This window comes from Psychrobacter sp. TPE 89C (assembly GCF_055522395.1).
On sequence record NZ_JBVFXW010000036.1, the window covers coordinates 12564 to 33218 of the forward strand.

The window sequence follows — 20655 nt, forward strand, 5'->3', positions numbered from 1 at the left end:
ACTTAATAATATAAGGTCAACTATGATGAAAGGGTTATTTCTATCAGTAGGTTTGTTTTTGTGGATATCATCAGGGCATGCACACGTTCAAATGCATGAGAAAAATCATTCCCAAACGAAAGTACAAAGCTGCGACATGGTCGACGCTTATGATGACCATCTCCATGAGAGATATAATGCTCCAGAACCAAGTATAGATATCCAAGGGATGATTGAGGCATGTCAACAATCCGTATTAGAAAACCCTAATAATCCGTATTATATCTATCAACTGGCACAAGCTTATTATAATCATAAAGATTATGCCCAAGCCTACTCTTATTACTTGAAAGCAGCGCAGCAAGGTTATGCACCTGCCGAGCAAAGTTTAGGTAAGCTTTATAGAATGGGCAGAGGAGTTGCTCAATCTGATACTGAAGCGGCTAAATGGTTTTTAAAAGCAGCAAAGCAAGGAGATACCCATGCGCAGTCTGATTTAGGTGGAATGTATTATCAAGGTCGTGGTGTGGTGCAATCTCATGAACAAGCGCTAAAGTGGACGCTGTTAGCCGCTGCACAGGGCGATTCTTATGCTCAGTATAATGTGGGGCTAATCTATGAGACGGGTAGAGGGGTTGCTCAGTCATACGAGAAAGCCATAGAGTGGTATCAAAAATCTGCCGATCAAGGTAATGCTTCTGCTCAATCCAAACTGAACTACCTACAACGCTAGGTTTCTGTATCTCGCACTTATATACGCTCTTATCAGCCAAAAATTCATCAAGCAAACTAACCATACCAACCAAAAAAACCTCGCAATCGCGAGGTTTTTGTTTTATCTAGTATGACTGGCTATAACTACACCAGCGTCAGTGTTGACCACTCAACTATAATTATTTAGCTTTTTGGTAGTAATCAACCATCATCGTACCTAGCGTGCCATTGTCATCAATAGTGACGATTCTGACCGTACCTGATTGTGCTGCGGTGCTCGACTGCACTTGTCCAGCATTACCTAAGACGACTTGGTTGTTTTTAGCTGCCTTTGCCTCGTTACCGATAGCGATGCTATTCATGCCAGCTGCCATAGATTTATTACCGACAGCGACCGAATTTGCACCTTGTGCTGCTGCCGCTTCACCGACTGCCGTAGCACGAATACCACTAGCGTCAGCTAAATGACCGAACGCTTGTGCGCGCTCGCTTGTGGCTTTGGATTTCCAGCCGATAGACGTTGAACCTAGCCCTGCTGCATTGGCTTCGCCGCCGACAGCCGTTGCGGAATTCAGACCTGCATTGGCTTTATTACCGACAGCGACTGTATCGTTAGTACCACCAGCCATGGCCGCTTCACCAACTGCGGTAGAACGAACACCGCTAGCATTGGCTAGATGACCGAACGCTTGTGCGCGTTCAGCGGTGGCTTTTGATTGCCAACCGATAGAGGTTGAGCCTAGCCCTGCTGCATTGGCTTGACCACCGACAGCCGTTGCCGAGTTCAGACCTGCATTGGCCTGACTACCGATAGCGACAGTATCATTAGTGCCGCTAGTTGTGGCAGCGTTGCCAAGCGTGATGGCAGTACTGCTAGTCGCAGTTGCAGTGGTTGGAGCATCTGACATCTTATGCTCAGCGCCTGTTGCCATCGTCGTGCATGCCGTGGTTGCGGCGATGGCTAACGTGAGCGCACTGATTTTTAGCACTGAATTCGGTAGAAAGTCCATTTTCATTCTTAATTCCTTTTTGATAGCCTTAACGGCTTAGTAGGTGGTTTGGATGGATCAAAGCCATCAGGTATATAGTGTTGACATACTATGATGACATTCGTTCCAGTCGTTAGATAAGCTTAACTCTAGTCAATCCCCTATACATTGGATACGGTGTCAGTCTCGCTTAGTCTACGATTTGTAGTACTTTCACTCGCTTTCCTTGTATCCAAATGATATTGAACCAACTATATACGACTTTTACATTAACTTATAGTGACCGTTCAAGCAATCAATATTCTATATAGTCAATCCTCTATAAAAGAGTGACAGCGTTAACCTCACTTGAGGTATCAGATATACATCTGCGCTCGGTTGCCTTGACCCTCTTTTAAACTGAATCAACTATCTCTTCAAAGAATAGTTAAGCGAATGAGTAAACGGTAATTAAACAGCTGAACAAACAGTCATGCTCTAACACACGCTAACCATTCGTCTATCCATATAACAACCATAAAGCCATTGGCGATGACGCCCTTCATGTTGTACCCTAAACCACTATTTTTATAATTAAGAAGAAGTCCAATGCAATACAACTTTGATGAGATAGTCGACAGGCGTGATACAGGCTCACTTAAATGGCACTATAGCGATGACACGATTGCGCTATGGGTCGCGGATATGGATTTTAAGGCTGCTGAGCCTATCTTAAACGCGATTGAGCAAACAGTGCAGCACGGCATATTGGGCTATACCAAACCTACCGAGGCTTTGTATGACTCGATCATTCAGTGGCATGGCAGTCGTTATGATTTGCAGCTGACTAAAGAGAATATCTTGTTCTCACCCGGTGTCGTGCCAAGCTTGGCGCTGATGATGAATATCTTTACCGAAGTAGGCGAAGTGGTATTGGTGAATGATCCTATTTATACGCCGTTTATGAGCAAAGTTGAGCAAAATGGCCGTAAGCTTGTGCTCTCTGCACTAAAGGAAGTCGAGGGCAAGTATCAACTGGACTTGGCCGATATCGAAGCCAAAATCATCGAACATGACGTTAAGCTTTATCTGCTCTGTAATCCGCACAATCCGGGCGGGCGAGTGTGGACGGTTGATGAGCTTGAAGCGTTGCTTGCGATTTGTAAAAAGCACAATGTGGCGATTGTCAGTGATGAGATTCATCAAGATTTGACCTTAACGGGTCATACATTTATACCGTTTCTAACACTAGCAAAAGGCTACGAGCATAATGTGGTTAGCCTTACCTCAATGACCAAAACCTTTAACATCGCAGGTATCAAAGGTTCGATGATATTTGCAACAGATAAAGCATTAGTCAAAAAAATTAGCCAGCAGCAAAACCTAAATGACGAGTATGAGCTGAATTTATTTGCTTATACGGCCATGCGTGTGGCTTATGAGCAAGGCGACGAGTGGTTGACGCAGGCGCTTGCTTATATCGACGCCAATATTGATTTAACGGTGCAGTTTTTAGAAGCGCATTTGCCGAAGATTAAGGTCATGCGCCCAGAAGCCTCGTATTTAATTTGGGTAGATTGCTCGGCGTATGGTCAAGACGATCAAGTGCTTTATGACACCCTTCGCGCTGCCAAGGTTGAGCTGAGTGCGGGATTCAAATATGGTGAAGAAGGGCATCTTAAAATGCGGATTAATGTCGCTTGCCCTAGAGCATTGCTATTAGAAGGGCTCAATCGTATGCATGCAGCGTTGGGTAATGCTACGTAGTAAGTGCAGTAAGCCTAGTAAAAGGCTGATGAATAGAGAGGTGGATAGCTTGTTTGTCACTGGGCTTATGATTGGGCTTACTATCTCTTCTATCCTCATTTTTGACCCATTTAGACGACTATCGAGTGAATTGAAGGCACGCTCTAATAATAATCGCGAATAATTCATCATCTAATAGCCAATAGAGGGCGTAAACTTGTTAAAATAGGGCACCAATTTATCTATTGATGGACATCGATTTATGACCACAACTGCTGCCACTCCTACCATTAAAGAAGACCGTATCTTAATCCTCGATTTTGGCTCGCAATATAGCCAGCTGATCGCCCGCCGTGTGCGCGATTCTGGGGTGTTTTGTGAGATGTTCCCTTATGACATCGACGCTCAGCGCATCATCGATTTTGGCGCAAAAGGCGTTATCCTATCGGGTGGCCCTGAGAGCGTGCATGCTGAAAACAGCCCACGTATCAACGATGCTGTATTCGATTTGGGCGTACCAGTATTGGGTATTTGCTACGGTATGCAAGCGATGGCAGATCGTTTCGGCGGGCAGGTTCATGCCAGTGATATCCATGAGTTTGGCGCAGCGACGATCAATATCAATGGCACGTCTACCTTGATCGATGGTATCGAAGACGCAGCTGGCACGCTCAATGTCTGGATGAGTCATGGCGATAAAGTGATTGAAGTCCCTGAAGGCTTCGATATCGTTGCTAGTACGCCAAGCTGTCCGATTGCGATTATGGCCAATGATGACAAGCAATATTACGGTCTACAGTTCCATCCAGAAGTGACTCATACCTTACAAGGTCAGGCGTTGCTAGGTCGTTTCGTTCATGAAATATGTGAGTGCGCAGGCGATTGGACACCAGACAACATCGCTGAGATGCGTATCGCACAGTTAAAAGAGCAAATCGGTGACAAGCAAGTATTGCTAGGTCTGTCAGGCGGTGTCGATAGCTCAGTGGTAGCAGCGTTATTGCACAAAGCCATTGGCGATCAGCTGACTTGCGTCTTTGTAGACAACGGCTTACTTCGTTTGAACGAAGGCGACCAAGTCATGCAAATCTTTGCAGAAAACATGGGCGTAAAAGTCATCCGTGTTGATGCCGAAGATTTATTCTTAAACGCACTAGCAGGCGAGTCTGATCCAGAGAAGAAACGTAAAATCATCGGTAAAACGTTCATCGACGTATTCGCTGATAGCGCGCGTCAAGTGAGCGAGCAGAGCGATGGTAAAGTCGTTGAATTCTTAGCACAGGGTACGATTTACCCAGACGTCATCGAATCTGCCAAGTCGCATCAAGGCAAAGCACACGTGATTAAGAGCCACCATAACGTAGGCGGTTTGCCAGATGACTTGGCATTTAAGCTGATTGAGCCATTACGTGATTTGTTCAAAGATGAAGTACGTAAGCTTGGTATTACTTTGGGCCTACCAGCCAAAATGATCTATCGCCATCCGTTCCCAGGTCCAGGTTTGGGCGTGCGTATCCTTGGTGAAGTCAAAAAAGAATATGCGGATATCCTGCGTTTGGCTGATGCCATCTTTATGGCAGAGTTAGAAAAATCAGGCTGGTATGACAAGACTGCACAAGCATTTGCTGTATTCCAACCAATCAAATCAGTCGGCGTGGTCGGTGATGGCCGCCGCTATGCGTGGGTAATCGCGCTACGTGCGGTTGAGACGGTAGACTTCATGACGGCTCGCTTTGCGCATCTGCCGTATGATTTGATCGAGACGGTATCGAACCGCATTATGAATGAAATCGCTGAAGTATCGCGTGTGACTTATGATGTTTCGAGCAAGCCACCTGCAACGATTGAGTGGGAATAACATTTAATAAAAGCTATCAAACTAAAAATCTGATTAGCGTCGTCAAACTCGTTCAGCCTACTTGATGTAGTGCTATCACTCGTTTTCCTCGCTACTCAAATTTTTTGAATTGATGAACAGCTTGTCATAAATAAAAAAAGCACTCAACTTGGTTGGGTGTTTTTTTGGTTAAAGAAGCTAATTTTAGCCATCTGTTTTATACTAAGCAAATCGTCAATAATAGTTAGTGCAAAGATAGAGTTTGAATAATGGATTAATAATATCTTAATATCATTTTTATTATTAAATGGGCTAGTTATGGAAAGTCAAACAGTTGAGTATAAATCTGATATCCCTACTAAACACAACCTTTTTAAAGCAGAGATAGTTGCTTTTCTCAATACAAACAACGGTACTATTTTCCTTGGAGTGGATGATGATGGCATCTTTCTTCCCGAAAAAGTTGATCAGTATAAGCAGTGGGAGTCATGGATTAGCGATTGGATTCATAGCGCTTTTAGTGTACCAGTGCAAAAGTTTGTAACGCTTGAAGTATCAGCTCAAAACTTTGCTATTCATATCAAGCAAGGTGATAAACCACCTTATTATTATAAGGATGGTGAGGGTTTTAATAGTAAAGGAATTTACATCCGTAATGGTAGTAGTAAGCGACGTGCGACTGATGATGAGGTTAGGCGAATGTTAAAAGCTCAAGTTGCTAATGAGTTTGAAAGTGAACTATCTAGCATACAGGAAAGCTTAACCTTCCACTATCTCCAAGATAAATTATTAGACAACAACATAGTGTTTGATCCTAAAGGATTAAGACTTCAAAATGTTGATAATCAATATAATAATGGGGCAATACTATTAAGCGAACAGAACTCTCGTGTTACTAAAATTGCAGTCGTTGATGGGATAGATATGTCAGTCGACTTTTTAGCGAAGAAGAAGTTTAACGGGTCATTAATTAAACAAATTGATATGACACTCGAATATATTTCTCTGCTAAATGACACAAAAGTATCTTTCACTGGTGCGGCTGCACGTGTAGAACATGAAAGTTATCCATCTAAAGCTATTAGGGAAGCAGTAATAAATGCTTACGCTCACCGCGATTATTCATTATCAGCCGACATAAAGATCGAAGTTTATGATGATAGAATGGAGATATTTTCTGCCGGTGGTTTACCTGATGGCTTAAGTATTGCAGATATCAAAGAAGGTATAAGTGCGCAACGTAATCCAAATATTGTTCATGTTTTAGATAAGATTAACTATATCGAAAATTTTGCAACAGGTATTAGGCGTATTTTAGCGAGCTATAAAGATTTTGATAAAGAACCAAGGTTCATAGTCACACCCAATCAGTTCAAGGTTGTTTTATATAATAGACACTATGCTTTGATTGATGATGACAAACAAGGTTGGGTTAATAATAATTTGAAGAAAAATTTAAGTGAAGCTGAACAGCTTGAATTAGGCTTTACTGCTCAGGATAATCCATCAGAGAGCGATATAGTTATTACTAACACTAAACAGTACGTTGATGCTAATGATGAAAAAATTATTAAAATTCTAACACTAAATGGCGATAAATCTCGTCAAGAAATTCAAGATTACTTACAAGAAAGTAAGACAAAAATTCATCAAAGATTGACAAAATTGATAGGATTAAAACTTATTGATAAACGTGGACAGAGTCGGGCTATCGTTTATTTCGTAAACGCAAATGAACGCAAATGAACGCAAATGAACGCAAATGAACGCAAATGAACGCAAATGAACGCAAATGAACGCAAATGAACGCAAATGAACGCAAATTTAATTTACTAAAAAAGGCAGCACCTCAAAAGAGATGCTGCCTTTTATTTATAAGACTAGCTCTTAAAAATTTAACCCTTAACATTCACCACATAACGCCCAACCACTTTGCTCGACATAAAGCGATCTAGGTATTCAGGTGTTTGTTCTAGCGTAATCTCTTCACCATAGCTTTCAAGATTAGGCAGCTTCATATCAGTGGCGACACGTTTCCAAATGGCTTCTTTATCCGCTAGCGGGATATAAACCGAGTCGATACCCAATAATGATACTGCTCTGGTGATGAATGGCATAACTGTCATTGAAAATTCAGCGCCGCCCGCTAGGCCGCAACTGGTCACTGCACCGCCAGATTTGGTTTGCTTGAGCAGGTTGGCTAGATAATCGCCGCCGATCGTATCAATGGCGTTTGCCCATAGCTCACGGCCGACAGGCTTGTTACCGATTTCATTGATGGTATCGCGATGACGTACTTCGCTTGCGCCTAATGCCTTTAAGTGCTCGCTTTGCTCTGGCTTACCTGAGAATGCAATCACCTCATAGCCTAACTGCTTTAAGATAGCAATGCTGATTGTACCGACGCCGCCTGTTGCACCAGTCACGGCAACTGGACCATCACTTGGTTTTGCACCCATTTTCTCTAATTTTTGGACACTTAGCGCTGCGGTTAAGCCGCCAGTACCATAGGTCATCGCTTCTTTTAGGGTTAACGTTTCTGGACAAGCCAGCGCCCACTCTGCTGGGATTGAGATCATTTGACCCAGACCGCCATCGGTGTCCATGCCGAGATCATAGCCGAATACCAATACTTCTTGGCCTACGGTAAACGTGCCTGATTTGTCACTGACGACCACGCCAGCGGCATCGATACCAGGGGTATGCGGATACTGTTTGGTGATTCTTTTATTACCCGATGCCGACATCGCATCTTTGAAATTCAATGATGAATAATGTACTTCGATGAGTAAATCGTTCTCTGGCAAGTCGCTGACATTGCGCTCTTGAATGCTTTTGCTAAACGTGCCGTCTTCAAGTTCTTCCACGACTAATGCTTTGAATGTGTTGTTAGGCATAAGGCTGTTCCTCATTATATTTTTTGTATAGTCAAGTCTATGTAAATCCGCTACATCGTCATCCTCGCTAAGCATACTAATGTATCGCTTGCACTCGGTTTCCTTGTATCGAAATTATATTGAACTGACTATATGCATGTTTAATACTTGTGTGTTTATATATTAGTACCAATAAGCGTATTAAAACTATCGATTAGAGCTTATGGCTTTAACAACACTTTGCCTTTTTTACTTGATTGTACTTTTCCAGAGACGGCTGTGGCGATATCGTCCAGACTATAAATTGCTTCGATCGGTAGCTTTAAGTCGCCATTCGATGCGCGTTCTAGTAGCTCAGTGATCAGACGTTGTTTGTTGTCTAGATCCATGTCTTGGCTGGTTTTGCTGCCCCAGAATCCTTTTACCGTCGCTTGCTTAAAGATCAAGCTGCCAGCGTCTAGTGCCATTGGCTTGCCTGACATGATACCGAATGAGACCAATGTTCCCTTGTTACCCAATAGCGATAGCAAGTCATTACTTGACTCACCACCGACTGAGTCAACGGCGGCTGTGATCTTGTCATCGCCGATGATGGCGCGGACTTGGTCTTTCCAGTCGTCATCAGCAGTGACGACATTGTTTTTGATACCGAGTGAGGTCAGCTCTTCTATCGCGTCTTTGCTACGTACGAGGTTAATCGTGTTCACACCGCGTGCCGCTGCGAGCATGGCAAGGGTTTTACCGACAGCGCCGTTTGCCGCATTGTGGATGATCCATTGACCGCTAGTTACTTCTAAGAATTCTAATAGCATTAGGGCAGACAGCGGCATAGCAATCAGCTGGGCAGCCAACTCGTCTTCGATACTATCAGGCATGTTAAACACCATGCTGGCAGGGGCGACAAAATACTCTGCCCACGTCTCATGCACACTGGCACACGCCACACGCTGACCAACACTAAAGTCTGTCACGTCAGCGCCTACCGCATCGATAATGCCTAGCGCTTCACTACCACCGATGGCTGGCATCTCAGGCTTATAGCCATATTGTCCGCTCACTGTCAGCATGTCATGGTTGTGAATAGGGGAGAGGATGGTTTTGATACGGACTTCGTTGGCAGCAGGCTGCGGCATAGGACTGTCGCCCACGCTCAATACGTCAGAAGGTTTGCCAAAGCTGTTATGAATAGCACTACGCATAATAATTCCTTTATTTATTTATGATTTGGTTTATTTATAAGAGTATGAATAACGGACTATAAATATCATGTCATCAAGGTCATTCACCAATGTATTTTTTCTTCTAGTAGAAACGATACCATGATAATGATGCTGATAGGTTATCAACTAACAAAGACACTATACTTAAAAATAGACTGGTCGTCTAGACGTTAGATACATTTGCGCTAACGGGATTTTATTATAGAAAGCTTGGCTTACATCCGTAATATTCTTTGTGTTACTGCTCGCACTGATGTAAAGCCGTTCATGTGATTTGGTTTATGGGATTCAGCAGGATTCTCTAATGAGTATGGCCTTTTAGAGAGAAACTAAAAAGAAAAATCATTGGCAATATGATTCAATAAATTATGTCGAATATGTCAATTAATCACTTATGTTAATTAATCACCATCCCACTCGCGGTCGCATTAAAGCTCATTATATGAGTGGTCTTCCATATGATTGTCTAAATCATCAAATGTCTTACGCTCGATAGCATAATACTACTCTCAGTATTAATTCATTAGCATTATAAAATGTCAAACAGATGTCAGATACAATTATTAACACAAGAGTAGCATTTTGACGAGTGATGGGTTTTTTATAAAAAAATGGTTAAATTCTTGTAAAATTACACGGATTAGTATGTTTTTTGTTCGTTTTTACTCATGATTAGTATATGCATATGTTTGACTAAATTCATGTTTTTTCTATGAACTGAAAAATTGTTGACATCAATAACTTTTTTTATTATTACTATTACCAATAGTTTTCTAACGTTCATTATTGACAGATGGTTAGACTATGACCTCTAGCAACACAATAATAGCTATGAAAACGCTAAATATTCAACTTTAATGTATTTATGAACAGGTTGATTAATCTGTTCGCCATCTGCCCGCTAGGACGCCATATGACCCACAACCCTGTCTCCCTCCGTACTACTGTATTTTTACCCACTTCTCTTGCACTTGCCATGTTTATGACCGGTTGTAGTGACAACACAGCAAATAATAATGCCAGCTCATCAGCCGATATTGATCCCAGTGTACTGGCTGAGACTCAAGAAATGGTTATCAATAATGCGTCGGAACCTGAGTCACTAGACCCTCATAAAGTGTCTGGTGTACCGGAGTCTAATATTGGTCGTCAATTATTTGAAGGATTGACCAATACTGATGCAGATGGCAAAACCATTCCAGGAATGGCAACTGAGTGGGAGAGTCCAGACAACAAAGTATGGACGTTCAAACTGCGTGACGCTAAATGGTCAAATGGCGATCCTGTGACGGCGCAAGACTTCGTCTATAGTATGCGCCGCTTGGTCGATCCAGATACCGCATCTCCTTACTCAAGTTATTTGGTTGATGCCAAGGTCGTCGGCGCTGACCAAATCGTTGAAGGGGCGGCTGGCATCGAGACGCTTGGGGTAAAAGCAATCGATGATAAAACACTGCAAGTCACGTTATCAGAGCCCGTACCTTACTTTCCAGATATGCTGATTCATAACTCTGTCAAACCTGTGCATCAAAAAACTGTCGAAGCGTTCGGTGACAAATGGACAGATCCTGCCAATATTGTCGTTAATGGCCCTTATAAAGTCAGTAAGTGGAAGATCAACGATGAACTCGTTTTGACACGTAACCCTTCTTATTATGACGATGCCAATACGACGCTGAATACCATCACGATACTACCGATCCCTTCTAGCACCACCGATGTTGCGCGCTATCAGGCGGGTGAAGTTGATGTCACTTATAACGAGATTCCAACCGAGCAGTTTGCTTCCTTAAAAGAGAGCAATGGCGATGAGCTCAGAGTCTCTCCTTATCTTTGTACGTATTACTATGAATTTAATACCGTCAAACCACCTTTTGATAATCCAAAAGTACGTCGCGCGTTAGCCTTGGCATTGGATCGCGACACTATTGCAGACAAGGTTATCGGTCAAGGACAGACAGCCGCTTATCAGCTCACGCCTACCGCCGCGAATGGTAAGGTAACAAATAATCCAGAGTGGTCCACTTGGGACAAAGAGAAGCGTATCGCTGAGGCCAAAAAACTACTAAATGAAGCTGGTTACAACGAGAGCAATCCACTCGCGTTTGAGCTGCTGTACAACACCAATGATAATCATAAAAAGGTCGCAGTTGCCGCCACTTCTTTATGGACGCAGGCACTTGGTTTTGTTGATGTGACGTTGACCAACAAAGAATGGAAAACCTATCTTGATACGCGCCGCAACGGTAACTATCAAATCGCTCGTGCTGGCTGGTGTGCGGATTATAACGAACCTTCAGCCTTTTTGAATATTGCCAAATCTGACAATAGTGGTAACTACGGTAAGTATGCTAATGCCAATTTTGATAGCTTAATGGCTCAAACGTTAAAAGCGGGTGTCACGCCTGAGCAGCGTGCAAGCTTATATCAAAAAGCTGAGGCACAGCTGGATCAAGATATGGGTCTACTCAATATCTATCATTACGTCAGCCCTCGTTTGGTAAAACCTTATGTCATTGGCTTTTCAAAGAACGATCCTCTAGACAATTGGCAAGGTAAAGATATCTCTATCGCCAAGCACTGATCACTAAGCACTGACCATCAAAGAATGACCATCCAATAGTCTTATCAGCAGGCGCTATGAAAAGGAGAGATTCCGATTGATAGCGTCGGTCTGCTATGGATCAGAGAAAATCTTGAAGCGGCGTAAATACTCAAAACGAGCATTTTAAAATCAGGCATCGTTGTACAGGTAATATTATAAAGAGGCATTATGCTAAAGCTTATTTTTCGGCGGATTTTAGAAGCCATTCCGACCATGTTTGTTTTGATAACCGTGTCCTTTTTTATGATGCGGTTAGCGCCGGGCAGTCCTTTTAGTAGTGAGCGCAGCTTGTCGCCAGCGGTATTGGCCAATATCGAAGCCAAATACAATCTTAACGATCCCATGTGGCTGCAATATATCCATTATCTACAACAGCTGGCAGTAGGCGATTTTGGCCCGTCTTTTAAATATAAAGACTATACAGTCAATGAGCTATTGTCGCAGTCGTTTCCAGTGTCTATGGAACTGGGTATGTACGCTTTTATATTGGCACTGGTGTTAGGACTGATCCTTGGTGTGATAGCGGCGCTCAAGCAAAACTCGTGGATGGATTATGTGCTGATGGCGTTTGCCATGACAGGTGTTGTGATCCCAAGCTTTGTAAAAGCACCACTATTGGTGCTTATTTTTGCCATTATTTTGCAGTGGCTGCCAGCAGGTGGCTGGAACGATGGGGCCGTGCGAAATCTGATATTGCCCGTCACCGCCTTGGCATTGGCTTATGTCGCCAGTATCGCGCGGATTATGCGTGGCTCTATGATTGAGGTGATGAATAGCCAGTACATTCGCACGGCTCGGTCTAAAGGCTTACCGATGCGACAAATCGTCATGAAGCATGCGCTCAGACCTGCTTTGTTACCCGTCATCTCTTATCTAGGTCCTGCCTTTGTCGGCATTATTACTGGCTCTATCGTGATCGAGACTATTTTTGGTTTGCCGGGTATTGGGCAGTTATTTGTGAACGGGGCACTCAATCGTGATTATGGGGTCGTGCTTAGTTTGACTATTTTGGTTGGTGTATTGACGATCGCCTTTAATGCCATCGTCGATATTCTATACGCCATCATTGATCCAAAAATACAGTATTGATATTGATGTTGATAGCCACTTAAAGAACACCGTATAAATGCCAATCATCGCTTAAAAATAAATATCAGATTCTCAATTAGACCCTCAATTAAATAAGTAAAAGGACGACTATGAGCCTGACCGTAGACCAGCCAACCGAGCTTATGGATACGCCTGTTAAAGAGATTAAAGGTCGCAGCCTGTGGCAAGATGCATGGCGACGTTTTTATCAAAACAAAGCCGCAGTGACGAGCTTTTTTATCTTATTGCTCGTCGGTATGTTTGTCATCTTTGTGCCCATGCTAGCGCCTTTTGGTTATGCAGATACCGATTGGAACTTTATGCAGTCTGCGCCTTCGATTGAAAACAAGCACTATTTTGGTACGGACTCGCTTGGTCGAGATTTGCTCGTGCGCACAGCAGTCGGCGGGAGAATATCGCTATTGGTGGGTATCGCTGGTGCAACGGTGGCAGTACTGGTTGGTACGGTATATGGCGCAACATCAGGCTATCTGGGCGGCAAAGTCGACATGATTATGATGCGATTTTTAGAAATCCTTAGCGCCTTTCCCTTTATGTTTTTCGTGATTTTGCTAGTGACGATATTTGGTCGTAACCTTATTTTAATTTTTGTCGCTATCGGATTGGTTTCTTGGCTAGATGTCGCTCGTATCGTCCGTGGTCAAACGCTGAGTCTAAAAAGCAAAGAGTTTATTGAAGCGGCACACGTCGGCGGGGTATCGGGTTTTAATATTATTCTGCGCCATATCGTACCCAACGTGCTTGGCGTGGTGGTGGTTTATGCCTCGTTATTGGTACCGACGATGATTTTATTTGAGTCGTTTTTGAGCTTTTTGGGACTTGGTGTACAAGAGCCTATGACCAGTTGGGGTGCGCTACTGCAAGAAGGTTCGCAAACAATGCAAGTCGCCCCTTGGCAGATTTTGATTCCTTCGGCTTTTTTGGTCATTACTTTATTTTGCTTTAACTTCATTGGCGATGGTCTACGTGATGCGTTTGACCCCAAAGACCGCTAGGCTCAAGCTCGCTAGGAGAACAACATCATGGCAACTCAAGATATTAATAGTGCACCTAAAAAAATAGATTCTACTGTCCGTAAGATAGGCGCTGATTCAGCACTCAATACTCAGGGCAATCCAGCCAGCCAAGCCAGTCAACAAAGCAGCTTGTTGGCGGTCAAAGATTTATCCGTGCAGTTCACGACTGAAGATGGCCTTGTGACTGCCGTGAATGGTTTAAATTTTAACCTGCATGAGGGTGAGACGTTGGGCATCGTCGGCGAGTCAGGCTCTGGCAAGTCGCAGACGGCGTTTGCCATCATGGGTCTGCTGGCAAAGAATGGCCGTACCAAAGGTTCCGTAAAATTTGAAGGCAATGAGCTACTGGGATTATCGCAAAAGGCTCTGAATAAAATTCGTGCTGAGCAAATCGCTATGATCTTTCAAGATCCGATGACCTCCCTAAATCCCTATATGAAAATAGGTGATCAGCTTGCCGAAGTGTTGATCTTGCACAAAGGCATGAGCAAAAAGCAAGCGTGGGCAGAGTCGATACGTATGCTAGATGCGGTCAAAATCCCTGAGGCAAAAAACCGTATTGGCATGTATCCGCATGAGTTTTCGGGTGGTATGCGTCAGCGGGTCATGATTGCGATGGCGCTGCTCTGTCGGCCTAAACTACTGATTGCCGATGAGCCGACGACGGCGCTTGATGTGACCGTACAAGCACAGATTATGGTGCTATTGAATGAGTTAAAGCGTGATTTTGGCACCACTATTGTTATGATTACGCATGATTTGGGTGTGGTGGCAGGTATCTGTGATCGGGTACTCGTGATGTATGCTGGTCGTACCATGGCATATGGAGAGACGGAAGAGATTTTTTATACACCGACGCATCCTTATACTATCGGGCTATTAAAGGCCATTCCGCGTCTGAATGATGATAAAGGCAAGCTTGAGACCATTCCTGGCAGTCCGCCCAATCTACTTAACCTGCCTACTGGCTGTCCTTTTCATGAGCGCTGTACGCATGCGATGGATATCTGCCGTGATGTACCGCCGCCACTTGAGTTTCTGCCTAATGAGCGTCAACGCGCTTGCCATTGGCAACCTGAAATGAGAGTCGATGAGTCAGCAGATATTAAAGAGAGCGTTTCAGCAGACACCGATACTGATGCTGATATTGATACGGGCACCAATAATCTATCAACGCTGGAGGGCTAGAGCATGACACTATCAAGTGCAAAGAAGGCAAGTGCAGAGATGGCAAATACAGAGATAGCAAGTGCAGAGATAGCAAGTGCAGAGATAGTCAAAAACAGCAGCCAAGCCCCGCTATTACAAGTACAAAATGTGCATACGACATTCAATATTAAGCAAAAAGGCACGTACTTTTGGCAAAAGCCTGACACCTTAAAAGCTGTCAATGGTGTCTCGTTTGAGCTATTCGCTGGCGAGACTTTGGGCGTGGTAGGTGAGTCGGGCTGCGGTAAGTCGACGCTGGCAAGAACGATCATCGGGCTCATACAAGCCAATTCCGGCAGTATTAAATTCGGTGATGAAGAGATTGTTGGCGCTTCCAAAAAAACTATGAGAATGAAGCGCAAAGACATTCAAATGATATTCCAAGATCCGCTAGCCTCGCTTAATCCGCGCATGACAGTAGGCGATATCATCGCAGAACCGCTGCGGACATATTATCCAAACATGAAAAAAGCAGAAGTGCAGGATGAAGTACGCGCCCTGATGAAAAAGGTTGGGCTGCTGTCCAATCAGATTAACCGCTATCCGCATGAGTTTTCTGGTGGTCAGTGTCAGCGCATTGGTATTGCTCGCGCACTGATATTGAAGCCTAAAATCATTATCTGTGATGAGCCAGTCTCCGCACTTGATGTCTCCATTCAAGCGCAGGTCATTAACTTATTGCAAGACATACAGCAAGAGATGGGATTGGCGTTGATTTTTATTGCTCATGATCTGTCAGTGATCAAGCATATCGCCGATCGGGTACTGGTCATGTATCTGGGCCATGCGGTTGAGCTAGGGGTAGACAAGGCCGTGTATAGCAATCCGACGCACCCTTATACCCAAGCGCTGATGTCTGCGGTGCCATTACCTGATCCTATCGCTGAGCGTAATAAAACCATTCAGTTGTTAGAAGGGGATTTGCCAAGTCCGATTAACCCACCCTCAGGCTGCGTATTCCGTACCCGCTGCCCGATCGCAGACAGCGAATGTGCCCAAATTAAACCTGAGCTAGAAGGTACGTTGAACCATAGGGTCGCTTGTCTAAAAAATAAGGTTGACGCTATAGCGGTTTGATAACGGTTAAATGGTGTCTCAATAAAACTCTATTCTACTCAATACATGCTCTTGCACCAGATAGGCGCAGATATAAGCGCTTGGCCAAGCAAAACCAAAGGCCAAAACCCAAGAATGCATCAGCTCCATAAAGAAGCCATCGATAAAGCCTTGTTTGACCACCAATAACGCTGTTGAGATGATAAGCGACATCATTAACGCCATGATGCCAGTAAAGATCAGTCGGTAGTATTTACGGCGAGTGCGGAGTTTGATAGCGGTAAGTTTTGCCATAGGTTTATGTCCTCCTACATAGTAATCGTCATGCCCCATGGGCAGTATTTCTGTTACGATAAATGAGAATTAAAAAATAATAAATAGGATAAATAGCATGGGTTACCAAAAACAACGAACACTAGGTATTATTGGCGGCATGAGCTGGGAAAGTACAGAAAGCTATTATCGTCTAATTAATGAAGGTGTCAAGAATAAGCTTGGCGGCTTACATTCAGCTGATTTGTTCATTCATAGTGTGGAATTTGCTTTAATCAATGAGCTACAAGAGCAGGGAATGTGGGACGAGTTGGGTGTATTGATGGCGAGTAGTGCACAGCGTTTGCAAGCTGCTGGCGTAGACGGGCTAATGATTGCTTCTAATACGATGCATAAATTGGTTGGCGATGTTCAAGCAGTCACCCATGTACCTCTCATACATATCGCTGATGCGACTACGGACACCATTAAGAAGCACAACCTAACTAAGATAGCCTTATTAGGTACGCAGTTTACAATGACACAAGACTTTTATAAACGTCGTCTTATTGATGCAGGCTTACAGGTACTGATACCAGAGGACGCTGCCCGCGCAGAGGTGCATCGCATCATCAAAAAAGAGCTGTGTGTTGGTCAGTTCAAAGACAGCTCACGAGAGTATTATAGCCAAGTGATCACAGACTTGACGGAGCAAGGTGCTGAGGGCGTGATATTAGGCTGTACCGAAATAGGCTTACTCATTAGCCAAGCCGATAGTGTGATTCCTATCTTCGATACCACGGCTATTCATGCTGAAGCTGCAGTAGCCTTTTTGCTGGATGAAGACTAACGCGTTTCATCCATTCACTCATTTGAAACACCATCAATTGCATAGGGCACTGTCGATTAAATAAAGTAGATACCCTGATATCCTCGTTGTTGTAAAAACACTGACTTGCGCGTAATCATAAATCAATTTGCCCTAAATAGGCTTGTGCTAAGATTACCTATTCAAGTTGTTTTGCCAACCATAAATGAGGATATTTTGATGGTACTACTGCGCACGAGTTTGGCTACTCTACTGGCTCTTTCTATCGTGGGATGTACGACGCCCAATACCTTTACTATCGCTACGACTCAAAAGCTCGTACAGTACGAACGCAACAAGTCAGACCTTGAAGCCAAATCGTTAACATTGGCATCCGGCGAGCAAATGACGTATTTAGAAGGTGGCAACTTAGCTGGTGAACCCTTACTACTGATTCATGGCTTTGGTGGCAATAAAGACAACTTTACTCGTATTGCGGATAAGTTAGGCGATTATCATCTGATTGTTCCCGACCTGCTAGGTTTTGGTAATTCTAGCAAGCCATCAGAGGCGGACTACCGCGCCGATGCCCAAGCAAAGCGTTTGCATGAACTATTACAAGCTAAAGGAATGGCCTCGGGTATTCATGTCGGAGGCAACTCGATGGGCGGTGCTATCAGTGTCGCCTATGCAGCGATGTACCCTGAGAGTGTCAAAAGCTTGTGGTTACTCGATAGTGGTGGGTTTTGGTCAGCTGAAACACAACGAGAATTTAAAGCATTAGACCTTGATAACAGCCCTTTGTTAATTGACAGCACTGAAGCGTATTCTACGATGTATAAGACGGTCATGTATAAGCCGCCTTATGTTCCAAAGACGATACAAGCTGTTTTTGCACAAGAGAGTATCGCCAATCGAGAACTGAATACTAAAATACTCAAACAGATCATCGAAGACAATGTAGAAGAGCGTGCAAAAATTATCGCACAATATAATATTCCAACGCTGATCGTTTGGGGAGAAGAGGACAAGGTCATAAAACCTGAGACTGCCGAAATAATGAGCGAGCTGATGCCACAAGCACAGGTCATTATGATGTTGGAAGTGGGTCACGTACCGATGGTAGAGGCGGTAAAAGAGACGGCAGAGGATTATAAAAAATTTCGTGCAACGCTAAAAGATGAGTAAGCTTATAACTCTTGTACCAACCGCTCAAGCAGTTCAAGCGTGCTCTCTTGTTTGACCAAGGCTACCCCTTGTCCAGCCCAAAGGGATTGATGTTCTGCATCTCTGTTCTGAGACGCATGAGCTCGCATAAATTTGGTCATAGCATTTAATTGAGGATAGGGTGGTAGCGCATCAGCGCTTTCAAATTGAGCAAAATCACGTAGATAATCATTCAATAAACCACGAGCGAGCTTACCTGAGAATAATCGAGTTAAGCGTGTCTCAGCGCTGCGTTTGCTATGACTGGCATCGAGTAAGGCTTGTTTATAAATGTCATTGATACCGCATGTATCGGTGGTCAAAAATGCTGTCCCTATTTGTGCCAGCTCGGCACCAGCTGCTTGAATAGCTTTGACGGCTTGGCCATTCATGATGCCACCTGCTGCGATCAATGGAATATCAGTGCAAGTGCGTGTCTGACCGATCAGCGTCAACAATCCCAATGGATCGCTTTCACTTTGCGGCAGCCAACCACCGCGATGTCCACCAGCTTCGACTCCTTGTACACATACCGCATCTGCGCCAATATCTGCCCATGCTTTTGCTTCTAATGGATGATTGGCGGTGCCGATGACGTGCGTGCCGAGACTTTGCAGATGCTGAACTTGCTCGGCACTAATAATGCCAAAGGTAAAACTGGCGACAGGAACGGGATTGTCATAGAGCACTTGTAGCTGGTCTAAAAAGCTTAGCGCTGGGCGTTCAGGTAGTGCATATTCGATATTATTGTCTTGATAGTAATCACTCAGCCAAGCGGGGAGTTCGGTATCAAAGGTTGTACAGTCCTGCTCAGATAGCACCATCAGATTGATCATAAAAGGTCGGTCGGTCAGCGATTTAATAGTATCAATTTGGCTGGTCAGAATATTTGGCGCCGTCATGCCAGACCCTAATGAGCCCAGTCCGCCAAAGTTACTCACCGTCGCTGCCAGTTCAGGTGTGGTTGCACCTGCCATTGGCGCTTGGATGATAGGGTAGGTTAAGTTTAGGGTATCAAGTAAGGTCATGACGAGCCGCCTTTTTAGTAGGGTGTTTGCATGACTTACTTTAACAGAGCTGAGTACAGAGTATGTGAGATAGTGTTTATTTAGTTAGGAAATAGGAGGGGTGGGTTTTGGCTACGAAATTATAGTTAAGTTAGTTGACTATAAAAATGTTGCTAAGTAAATCAGCTACATTTTTTATCATACATATCTGAAAAAGAATTTGAGAAGTAATCAACGTTAATTCCTAGCGCTACTCCGTTTACAGAGTCTTTCCACTCAGGTACGTCATTTCCAATATTAGCATAGTCGGCGTAAATCCCATTAGTACTGGAACGAATGGCAGCGGGAGCTTTAACAGTTCCAGTTGAACCTTTATTTAAACGGAGATAACCGTCTTTAGTCTTATAAGAAATAATATCGTAGTTAGACCAGCCCGTATAAAACCTACTACCTTCATTTCTAATTACCTCATTAGTAGTCATATTTATTGTGCGTAACGGATGGGGCTTGATTTGACGATAGTTTTGGTCGAGATGTTTTTTTATTTTATCATATACTTGTTTTTGCTCATCTTCGGTGCTGACAGTTTTTATAAGATGTAATTTTTGTAAACGGTCTCTGTCATCGAAAGTTAAATATATATGTGATAAATCAAGGTTTGCAATCGAATCTATAGGCTCGCCATCATATATTGACCAATTGGGTAAAACAGTAAAATCATCACTATCACAAAATAGCTCGAATTTATCCATAGTCAGTTTACTATGTTTTATTAAATGAAGACTATCTGCTTTAAGACTATCAAACTCCAAATAAAAAGGCTTATTATTTTTATCAAAAGTATGTCCTTTGATATTTGTAGAAAGCCCTGAGCACCCTATCAAAAACATAGTAGGTAAAAGAAAACTAAAAAAAACATTAGCTGATTTACTGTTTATTTTCATATTTACTCATTGCTTATAATCCATTAATGAGATATTAGCATACTAAAGTTCATATATTAATTTAAGTTCTTAGAGTTTTTGACGAAACAAAAAAAAGCCAGC

17 protein-coding genes are annotated in these 20655 nt (G+C 43.4%); 11 read left to right on the plus strand and 6 right to left on the minus strand.

All coding sequences use genetic code 11. The annotated features are described in order from the left end of the window. Positions 1-22: 22 nt before the first annotated feature. A complete protein-coding gene (locus tag ACZW67_RS10840) occupies positions 23-712 on the plus strand; it encodes a tetratricopeptide repeat protein (RefSeq protein WP_465183257.1) in 690 nt (229 codons plus the stop codon). A 160-nt stretch (positions 713-872) separates the two neighbouring features. On the opposite strand, the gene ACZW67_RS10845 is transcribed toward ACZW67_RS10840, so the two are convergent. Further along, positions 873-1709 (minus strand): hypothetical protein, encoded by an 837-nt coding sequence (locus tag ACZW67_RS10845; RefSeq protein ID WP_465183258.1) that lies wholly within the window; start codon positions 1707-1709, stop codon positions 873-875. A 561-nt stretch (positions 1710-2270) separates the two neighbouring features. Between ACZW67_RS10845 and ACZW67_RS10850 the strand changes: the two genes are divergently transcribed. From ACZW67_RS10850 to ACZW67_RS10860, 3 genes are all read left to right on the plus strand, one after another. Further along, the gene (locus ACZW67_RS10850; RefSeq protein ID WP_465183259.1) at positions 2271-3428 is read left to right on the plus strand and encodes a MalY/PatB family protein; all 1158 of its coding nucleotides are present in this window, start codon (positions 2271-2273) and stop codon (positions 3426-3428) included. A 241-nt stretch (positions 3429-3669) separates the two neighbouring features. After that, entirely contained in the window at positions 3670-5265 is a 1596-nt protein-coding gene (gene guaA, locus ACZW67_RS10855; RefSeq protein WP_197099499.1) for a glutamine-hydrolyzing GMP synthase, read from the plus strand. Positions 5266-5562: 297 nt separating this feature from the next. Beyond that, complete coding sequence (locus ACZW67_RS10860) at positions 5563-6990, plus strand: ATP-binding protein (protein ID WP_465183260.1); 1428 nt, start codon at positions 5563-5565, stop codon at positions 6988-6990. A gap of 149 nt (positions 6991-7139) precedes the next feature. On the opposite strand, the gene ACZW67_RS10865 is transcribed toward ACZW67_RS10860, so the two are convergent. After that, positions 7140-8141: an oxidoreductase gene (locus tag ACZW67_RS10865; RefSeq protein ID WP_465183261.1), complete on the minus strand. Its 1002-nt coding sequence runs from the start codon at positions 8139-8141 to the stop codon at positions 7140-7142. 200 nt (positions 8142-8341) lie between these two features. Further along, positions 8342-9319, minus strand: a complete 978-nt coding sequence (locus ACZW67_RS10870) for a zinc-binding dehydrogenase (RefSeq protein WP_465183262.1) — start codon at positions 9317-9319, stop codon at positions 8342-8344. Positions 9320-10253: 934 nt separating this feature from the next. Here ACZW67_RS10870 and ACZW67_RS10875 point away from each other — a divergent pair. From ACZW67_RS10875 to oppF, 5 genes are all read left to right on the plus strand, one after another. Then, complete coding sequence (locus ACZW67_RS10875) at positions 10254-11924, plus strand: ABC transporter substrate-binding protein (protein ID WP_465183263.1); 1671 nt, start codon at positions 10254-10256, stop codon at positions 11922-11924. A 189-nt stretch (positions 11925-12113) separates the two neighbouring features. Next, positions 12114-13034, plus strand: a complete 921-nt coding sequence (gene oppB / locus ACZW67_RS10880) for an oligopeptide ABC transporter permease OppB (RefSeq protein ID WP_194363336.1) — start codon at positions 12114-12116, stop codon at positions 13032-13034. Between the two features lie 110 nt (positions 13035-13144). Further along, the gene (gene oppC, locus ACZW67_RS10885) at positions 13145-14050 is read left to right on the plus strand and encodes an oligopeptide ABC transporter permease OppC (RefSeq protein WP_010197600.1); all 906 of its coding nucleotides are present in this window, start codon (positions 13145-13147) and stop codon (positions 14048-14050) included. A gap of 27 nt (positions 14051-14077) precedes the next feature. Beyond that, positions 14078-15259, plus strand: a complete 1182-nt coding sequence (gene oppD, locus ACZW67_RS10890) for an oligopeptide ABC transporter ATP-binding protein OppD (protein WP_465183264.1) — start codon at positions 14078-14080, stop codon at positions 15257-15259. A gap of 3 nt (positions 15260-15262) precedes the next feature. Then, complete coding sequence (gene oppF / locus ACZW67_RS10895; protein ID WP_465183265.1) at positions 15263-16357, plus strand: murein tripeptide/oligopeptide ABC transporter ATP binding protein OppF; 1095 nt, start codon at positions 15263-15265, stop codon at positions 16355-16357. 18 nt (positions 16358-16375) lie between these two features. Here oppF and ACZW67_RS10900 read toward each other — a convergent pair whose 3' ends face one another. After that, positions 16376-16630, minus strand: a complete 255-nt coding sequence (locus ACZW67_RS10900) for a DUF2798 domain-containing protein (RefSeq protein ID WP_194363338.1) — start codon at positions 16628-16630, stop codon at positions 16376-16378. 97 nt (positions 16631-16727) lie between these two features. Between ACZW67_RS10900 and ACZW67_RS10905 the strand changes: the two genes are divergently transcribed. Together ACZW67_RS10905 and ACZW67_RS10910 are read left to right on the plus strand one after the other, a co-directional pair. After that, a complete protein-coding gene (locus ACZW67_RS10905; RefSeq protein WP_465183266.1) occupies positions 16728-17438 on the plus strand; it encodes an aspartate/glutamate racemase family protein in 711 nt (236 codons plus the stop codon). Between the two features lie 198 nt (positions 17439-17636). Continuing rightward, the gene (locus ACZW67_RS10910) at positions 17637-18584 is read left to right on the plus strand and encodes an alpha/beta fold hydrolase (RefSeq protein ID WP_465183267.1); all 948 of its coding nucleotides are present in this window, start codon (positions 17637-17639) and stop codon (positions 18582-18584) included. Positions 18585-18586: 2 nt separating this feature from the next. Here ACZW67_RS10910 and ACZW67_RS10915 read toward each other — a convergent pair whose 3' ends face one another. Continuing rightward, complete coding sequence (locus ACZW67_RS10915; protein ID WP_465183268.1) at positions 18587-19630, minus strand: NAD(P)H-dependent flavin oxidoreductase; 1044 nt, start codon at positions 19628-19630, stop codon at positions 18587-18589. A 161-nt stretch (positions 19631-19791) separates the two neighbouring features. Further along, positions 19792-20553, minus strand: coding sequence for a hypothetical protein (locus ACZW67_RS10920; RefSeq protein ID WP_465183269.1), 762 nt, complete (start codon positions 20551-20553; stop codon positions 19792-19794). Positions 20554-20655 lie beyond the last annotated feature (102 nt).